Annotated in this window: 7 protein-coding genes; 3 read left to right on the top strand and 4 right to left on the bottom strand. The window is 62.6% G+C overall.

Annotated features, from left to right (window positions below; all coding sequences use genetic code 11):
- The 4 genes from AC0V2Y_RS03395 to AC0V2Y_RS03380 form a co-directional block, all read right to left on the bottom strand.
- The coding region (locus AC0V2Y_RS03395) for a bifunctional 5-dehydro-2-deoxygluconokinase/5-dehydro-2-deoxyphosphogluconate aldolase (RefSeq protein WP_475416880.1) at positions 1 to 1279 on the bottom strand (1279 nt) is incomplete at its 3' end.
- Positions 1280 to 1287: 8 nt separating this feature from the next.
- On the bottom strand, positions 1288 to 2073 hold the full coding sequence (locus tag AC0V2Y_RS03390; protein WP_475416881.1) for an ATP-binding cassette domain-containing protein: 786 nt from the start codon (positions 2071 to 2073) through the stop codon (positions 1288 to 1290).
- Between the two features lie 3 nt (positions 2074 to 2076).
- Entirely contained in the window at positions 2077 to 3246 is a 1170-nt protein-coding gene (locus AC0V2Y_RS03385) for an ABC transporter permease (protein ID WP_475416882.1), read from the bottom strand.
- 139 nt (positions 3247 to 3385) lie between these two features.
- Complete coding sequence (locus AC0V2Y_RS03380) at positions 3386 to 4435, bottom strand: sugar ABC transporter substrate-binding protein (RefSeq protein WP_070218091.1); 1050 nt, start codon at positions 4433 to 4435, stop codon at positions 3386 to 3388.
- A gap of 259 nt (positions 4436 to 4694) precedes the next feature.
- Here AC0V2Y_RS03380 and AC0V2Y_RS03375 point away from each other — a divergent pair, with 259 nt between their 5' ends.
- Genes AC0V2Y_RS03375 through AC0V2Y_RS03365 form a run of 3 tightly spaced genes read left to right on the top strand, consistent with a single transcriptional unit; the run spans position 4695 to position 7591 of the window.
- The gene (locus AC0V2Y_RS03375; protein WP_326457795.1) at positions 4695 to 5561 is read left to right on the top strand and encodes a MurR/RpiR family transcriptional regulator; all 867 of its coding nucleotides are present in this window, start codon (positions 4695 to 4697) and stop codon (positions 5559 to 5561) included.
- A complete protein-coding gene (gene iolG, locus AC0V2Y_RS03370; RefSeq protein WP_475416935.1) occupies positions 5554 to 6540 on the top strand; it encodes an inositol 2-dehydrogenase in 987 nt (328 codons plus the stop codon). The genes AC0V2Y_RS03375 and iolG overlap by 8 nt, the downstream gene beginning before the upstream one ends.
- Before the next feature lie 28 nt (positions 6541 to 6568).
- Complete coding sequence (locus tag AC0V2Y_RS03365) at positions 6569 to 7591, top strand: Gfo/Idh/MocA family oxidoreductase (protein WP_475416883.1); 1023 nt, start codon at positions 6569 to 6571, stop codon at positions 7589 to 7591.
- Positions 7592 to 7606: the final 15 nt, after the last annotated feature.

Below are 7606 nucleotides of genomic sequence, written 5' to 3'. Positions count from 1 at the left end.
CGCCATAGCGGCCATCGATCAGCACGCCCGTCTTGCCGGCCAGTTGCAAGGCCGTTTCCGTCTGCGCCACGGCTTGCACCATCAATTGCTTCAAGGCCGCAATGGCCGCTTCGGGCGCGCCGGTTTGTTGCGCCAGCTCAAAGAATTGCGTACGGTGGTCGAACGCGAACACGCACAGCTCGTTCCACTGCGGGCGCGCCACCGTCGTGCGATGCAGGCGCGACAAGGTGGCGTCCTGGTCCGGCTGCGTCAGTTTGGCCGCATTGGCGAGGAAATAGTCGAGCTCGACGGGCGACGGCATGGCCGGTGCGCAGCCGTGGCGCGACACGACCAGGGCGCCGCAGCCGTTCGCATAGCGGCAGCACGCCTCGTAATCCTCGCCGCGCAGCCAGCCCTTCAGGAAGCCCGACAGGAAAGCGTCGCCCGCGCCGAGCACGTTCAAGACTTCCACGCGCACGCCGCGGTAGTTATACGCGTCATCCAAACTGGCCGGCACCACGTTGTCGATGATGGCGCTGCCCAGCGGCCCGCGCTTGACGACGAGGGTGGCCAGGGTGGCGGCCCGCACGGCGCGCAGGGACGCCATGATATCAAAGCCGCCGCCGGCGATCATGAATTCCTCTTCCGTGCCGACGATCAGGTCGAACTGCGGCAGGATCGCCTGCAGGTGGCGCGTGACGCCTTCGTTCGAGACGAAACGCGTTTCGCCGTCCGCCTTGCCGGACAAGCCCCACAGCACGGGCCGGTAATCGATGTCGAGCACGGTGCGCACATTATTGGCGCGCGCCAGCTGCAATGCCTGCATGCTGACGGCGTGCATGGCGGCCGTGGAAAAATGCGTGCCGGTAATAAGCAAAGCCTTGCTCGACGCAATGAAAGCCGCATCCACCGACGATGCGTCGATGGCCATGTCGGCGCAATTTTCACGGTAAAAAATCAATGGAAACGTGTTTTTATCCTTGATGCCCAGCATCACCAGGGCCGTCAGGCGGTCGCGGTCGATGCCCACATGGCTGACGTCGCACCCCTCTTTCGACAAGGTGTCGGTGAGGAAACGCCCCATGTGATCGTCGCCCACCTTCGACAGCATGGCGGACTTCAAGCCCAGCCGGGCCGTGCCGAAGGCGATATTCGCCGACGAGCCGCCCAGGTATTTGGCAAAGCTGGTCGCGTCTTCCAGGGGGCTGCCGATCTGCTGGGCGTACAGGTCCACCGCCAGGCGGCCCAGGCAGATCACGTCCAGCGCCCTACCCTGGGCAAATTGTGTGGAATTATTCATGGCTATCCTTAAATCGTGACACCGTCGAGTTCACTCATCAGCGTTTGCATTTCCGCGCCGCCCGCCATCATGTCCAGCAAGGCATCCTTGCTCACCGTCTCCTTGGTGAAGGTGCCCAGCGACTTGCCCCGGTTCAACAACGTGAATGAGTCGCCCACCGGATACGCATGGTGCACATTATGCGTAATAAAAATCACGGAAATGCCCCGCTCGCGCGCCTTGTAAATCAGTTTCAGTACATTGAACGATTGTTTCACGCCCAGGGCGGCCGTCGGTTCATCGAGGATCAGCACGCGGGCGCCGAAGTGGATGGCGCGGGCGATGGCCAGGCACTGCTTTTCGCCGCCCGACATGGTGCCGATGGCCTGGTGCGGGTCGCGCACCATGATGCCCATATCGGCCAGCTTGTCGCGCGCCGTGTCGGCCGCATAGTCGATATCCATCACGGGAACCAGGCCCAGCAGCTTTTTCATCGGCTCGCGGCCCATGAAGAAATTGCGCGCCACGGACAGCAGCGGCACCAGCGCCAGATCCTGGTAGACGGTGGCCACGCCCATGTCCAGCGCTTCGCTGGGCGAATTGAAGACGACGGGCTTGCCATCGACCAGGTATTGCCCATCGGTGGGCTTGTGCACGCCGGCCAGGGTCTTGATCAAAGTCGACTTGCCGGCGCCGTTGTCGCCCAGCAAACAATGAACCTCCCCCTCGCGCAACCGCATGGTGATGTTTTGCAAGGCCAGCACGGAGCCGAAGCGCTTGCTGACATTTTCCAGGGCAAGAATATATTCGCTCATGATTTATCTCGCTTCCGTCACGCGTGAGCGTACAAAGTTATTGAACAGCACCGCGATCAGCAGCATCACGCCGAGGAATACGCGGAACCAGTCCGAATTGATGTTGGTATAAGTGATGCCGATCTGCACCACACCGAAGATCAGCGCGCCGAAGCAGGCGCCGACGACGGAACCGTAGCCGCCCGTCAGCAAGGCGCCGCCGATGACGGCCGCGATGATGGCTTCGAATTCCTTTTGCATGCCCCGGTCGGCGGCGGCCGAACCCACGTCGCATACTTGCAAGGTGGCAAACAGGCAGGCGCAGAAGGCCGTGAAGACGAACAGCGAAATTTTCACCTTGCGCACCGGCACGCCTACATTCTTGGCCGCGTTGGCGTCGCCGCCGACGGCAAACATCCAGTTGCCGAAGCGGGTACGCGACAAGACGAATGCGGCGCCGGCGGCCAGCACCAGCCACCAGGCGATGACTTTCGGCACGCCTTTCACCAGCGGCGAGCCGTCGTCGAGCACGGCGATCCAGCCATGCGCGCCCAGCCACTGGAACAGGCCGGTGGCGACGTTGCCGTGGAACAGCAGGCTGGCCAGCCAGTCCTGCGCCGCCAGATCGCCCACGCCGCTGACGATGGTGCGGTTGGCGAACATGATCGACAGGGCCAGGGTCAGGCCGCGCAGGATGAACAGGAATGCCAGGGTGACGATGAACGATGGCAAGCGCGTCTTGATGACGATGTAGCCGTTGAGCCAGCCCAGCGCCATGGAACCGGCGAAGGCGAACAGGATCGCGGCCCACAATGGCCAGTGGAAATAAATCGTCGGGATGGCGATCATCATGCCGGCAAAGCCGATCATGGAGCCGATCGACAAGTCGAATTCACCGGCGATCATCAACAGGCAGGCGCCGATGGCGATGATGCCCAGGTAGGACGCCACTTGCATCCAGTTGACGACGCCATCGAGGTTGAACATGCCGGAATCGCCGGCCGTGATGACGAAGAAGGCAAACACGAGCACCGCGCCGGAGATCGAGGCGAACTCGGGGCGGCCAAAAAACCGTTTGACCCAGCTGGTCGTGCCCACGCGCTCGTCGGCGGCGGCAACTGGCTTGCTGGAGGCGCCGGGAGGCGGAGGAGGATACTTGCCGGGGCTAGCCAGGCTGGATTTGAGCGCAGTCATACGAAGTCCTTTCAGTGATACTTGTTACCAATTCCGATTACTTTCCTGCCAGCATCGCTGGCGCCAGGCGTGTTGCTCCCATGCGCCGCCCGCGGGAGGCGGTGCGGCGCTGGGCAACTCCTGGTGGCGACTGGGTGGCTTAGCGGTATTGGCCGGCGTACTTTTCGACCTTGGCGATGTTTTCCTTGGTCACGAAACCGGGGCCGGAGCTGATGTGGCGCGGGCCGTAGATGGGCGTCAGGCCGTATTCCGCCAGGCGCGCCTGGTATTTCGGATTGGCGATCAGGATTTCCTTGACCTTGGCCAGGTCCGTGATTTTTTGCTGTTTCATGATGGCCATCACGGCGACGGGAATGTAGCCTTGCAGGTAGGGCTGCTGGTCGATGGCGAACTGGATGCTGCCATCCTTGATGCCCTTGGCGATTTCTTCCGACAAGTCGAAGCTGGCGAAGTACATCTTGCCTTTCAGGCCCAGCTTCTCGACGGCGCGCATGGCGGCCGGCGCCGAATCCGGTCCCAGCGCCAGCACGGCCTGGGTCTTCGGATTGCTGCGCAGATAGGCGCTGACCTTGCTCTCGATCACGCCAGGGTCGACGCCATTGGTGTCGAGCGTGGACGCTTTGAAATCGACGCCGAGCGCATCGGCAAAACCGCGGCAGCGTTCGAACGACGATGCATTCATCGCATAGTGATTCACGCACACGAACGATTTGATGCCCGCTTCCTTGGCCCGCTTGCCGGCGCCCAGGCCCGCGTCATACTCGGGCTGGCCCACGTGCATGATGGCTTTCAACTGTTCGCTTTGCGCCAGGGTGCCCGAATTGATGGTCACGAGCATGATTTTCTTCGCCACGACCGTGCCCAGCGGCTTTTGCAGCACGCTGAAGTCGGCGATGTCGGCAATCAAGCCATCGTAATTGCGCGCGGCCGATTGCTCGATCAGGCGCGCCATGTCGGCCAGGTCGCCATTCGGCGGATTGCGGTAGTCGACGGACACATTGAAGTCCTCGCCCGCTTGCTTGATGGCGTTCTTGATGGTGTTCCACCAGGAATCGGAGTCCGGTGCATGGCTGACCATGACGAATTTCTCGCCGGCAGCATGGCTGGCGCCCGTGCTCAATCCCAGGCTCAGGCCCAGGCTGGCGATGGCCAGGCACTTCATCAAACCCTTGCTTTTATTGCTATGCATGAATGTCTCCTAGACGGATTAATTTTTATAGTTGCGAGCTTTTATGAAGGGTGTCACCGGCCTGGCCTTGCGGCACGCGAACCGATGCACTGCGCACAGCTTAGGCCACAAAAAAGACAAATGCAATAAAATTTTCAAAATAAATTTAAATAGAAATTCGTTTCTATTTTCAGGATTCCCTCCTATAATTCTCGCCAGAACCAGCCGCACGGAATTGATACGTCATCGCGGCCCAGCAAGCACACCGAGGAAAAAAATCATGGCAGCCACCGCCCCCATCGAACAGCTGATGCAGCACATTGCCGCCGAGTACGACAACCTGTCGCGCCAGTTGAAAGTCATCGCGCAATACATCGAAAAGCACCGCGCCAGCCTGATGCTCGAGCGCATCAGCGACATCGCCGCCGCCTGCGACGTGCAGCCGTCGGCCATCGTGCGTTTCGCGCAGCGCTTCGGCTACACGGGCTTTTCCGAAATGCAAGATGTGTTCCGCCAGGCGTACACGGACCAGGCCGGCGCCACGCCCGACTACCAGCAGCGCATCCGCAAGCTCATTTCCACGCGCGACGCGGCCCTCAGCGCGGGCGACCTGACGCGCGAATTCGTCGGCGCCAGCCGCGCCGGCCTCGACGATCTGGCCGCCGGGCTCGACGACGTGCAACTGGAAGCGGCCGTCAACCTGCTGCTCAAGGCTGAAAACATCTATGTGATCGGCGTGCGCCGGTCCTTTCCGATCGCCTCCTACATCGCCTACGCGCTGGAACACACGGACAAGCGCGTGCACCTGATCAGCGGACTGGGCGGCATGCACCGCGAACAGATGCGCAGCGTGCGCGAACGCGATGTGGCGATCGCCATCAGTTTCTCGCCTTACGGCAAGGAAACCCAGCAGTGCATCAAGGCGGCGCAGGACAAGGGCGCCAAGGTCCTCGTGATTACCGACAGCAAGCTGGCCCCGCTCGCGCGGGCCGCCGACGCGCTGCTCACCGTCACCGAGGGCAGTGCCTTCGCCTTCCGCTCGCTGACCAGCACCATCTGCCTGTGCCAGGCGCTGTTCATCGCGCTGGCATACAAATTAGAGCTCGACATCGAAGAAATCCACACCCCAGGAGAACATGATGATTGAAGTAGCGTTGTTCGGCGCCGGACGCATCGGCAAAATCCACGCGGCCAACCTGGCTGCCCAGCCCGGCGTACAGTTCAAGTACGTGGTCGACGTCAACCAGGAAGCGGCGGCCGCGCTGGCTGGCCTGCATGGCGGCAGCAGCGCCACCGTGGAAGCGGCGCTGGCCGACCCGGCCATCAAGGCCGTCGTCATCGCCTCGAGCACGGACACCCACGCGGACCTGATCCTGCGCTCGGCCGCCGCCGGCAAGGCCATCTTTTGCGAAAAACCCGTCGATCTGACCCTCGACCGGGCACGCGCCTGCGCCGCCGCCGTCAAGGAAGCCAAGGTGCTGTGCATGCTGGGTTTCCAGCGCCGCTACGACCCCACCTTCAATGCCGTCAAGACACGCATCGAAGCGGGCGAAATCGGCACGCCGGAATTGCTGGTCGTCACCAGCCGCGATCCGGGCCCACCGCCCGTCAGCTACATCAAGGTCTCGGGCGGCATCTTCAAGGATATGCTGATCCACGATTTCGACATCTTCCGCTGGATACTCGACGATGAAGCCGTCAGCGTGCACGCCACGGGCAGCTGCCTCGTCGATCCGGCCATCGGCGCGGCGGGCGACCTCGATACGGCCGTCGTCACCATCCGCACGGCCAAGGGACGTTTGTGCCAGATCAATGCCTCGCGCCGCGCCGCCTACGGCTACGACCAGCGCTTCGAAGTGCTGGGCAGCGCCGGCATGCTGCAGGCGGGCAACCACAAGCCGACGGAAGTGACGGCCTATGGCTCGGTGAACGTCAGCGTGGACAAGCCGGAAGATTTCTTCCTGGAACGTTATCGCCATGCTTACGCGCAGGAAATGGCGCATTTCTTTGACGCCCTCACCCACGGCACGCCGCTGCGCACCACCGTCCACGATGGCTTGAAGGCACTGGAACTGGCCGAGGCGGCGACACTGTCGTGGCGCGAACAGCGCGTGGTCACTGTATAAACCAATAATAAAGCTATCTGGAGACCACATGTCATCCCCAACATTAAAAGTCGGCATCGTCGGCCTGGGCAGGCTGGGCCAGCGCCATGCCATCAACCTGGCGCAGCGCGTGCCGAACGCGCAAGTGGTGGCCGCCTGCAGCCCCGTGCCGGCCGAGCTGGACTGGGCCGCCAGCCAGCTCGGTATCACTACCGGCTATGCCGATTACGATGCGCTGCTGGGCCACCCGGGCCTGGACGCCGTCTTCCTCGTCACGCCCACCTCGCTGCATGCGGACCAGATCATCGCCGCCTTGCGCGCCGGCAAGCATGTGTTTTGCGAAAAACCGCTATCGCTGGAGCTGGCCGACTGCCTGAAGGTGGAAGCGGAAGCGGCGCGCCACCCGCAGCTGACCATCATGATCGGCTTCGTGCGGCGTTTCGACGCCAGCTATCATGACGCCCAGCAAAAGATCGCACTAGGACGCATCGGCAAGCCGTATCTGGTGCGTTCGCAAACCTGCGACCAGAACGACCCCAGCGGCGCCTTCATGCGCTTCGCCCCCACCAGCGGCGGCATCTTCCTCGATTGCAGCGTGCACGATATCGACCTGGCGCGCTGGCTGCTGGGCAATCCCGTGCCCAAGCGCGTGTATGCGAGCGGCACCAACGCCATCCACACGGGCTTGCAGGCCTTCGGCGACGTCGACAACGGCCTGGCGACGGTCGAGTTCAGCGACGGCAGCATGGCCAGCTTCATGGCGTCGCGCACCATGGCGCATGGCCACGAGACCCTGACGGAAGTGTTCGGCACGGGCGGCCGCCTGGCTGTGGGCAGCAATCCGCGCCTGAACCGCGTGGAAATTTCGGATGCGCACGGCGTGCGCAACGAGTGTACGCCGGACTTCTATGCCCGCTTCGCCGACGCCTTCCTGATCGAGGCGCAGGAGTTCACGGATGCGGCACTGGGCCGGCGCACCTTGTCATTGACCTTGCACGACGCGACGGAAGCGACGCGCATCGGCCTGGCCATGACGCAAGCCATGCGCGAGGCCCGGCCCGTGGAGTTTTAAGCGCACGCGGTGGAC

This window comes from Janthinobacterium sp. BHSEK, assembly GCF_056174685.1.
This window is presented reverse-complemented; position numbering and strand designations above follow the sequence as displayed.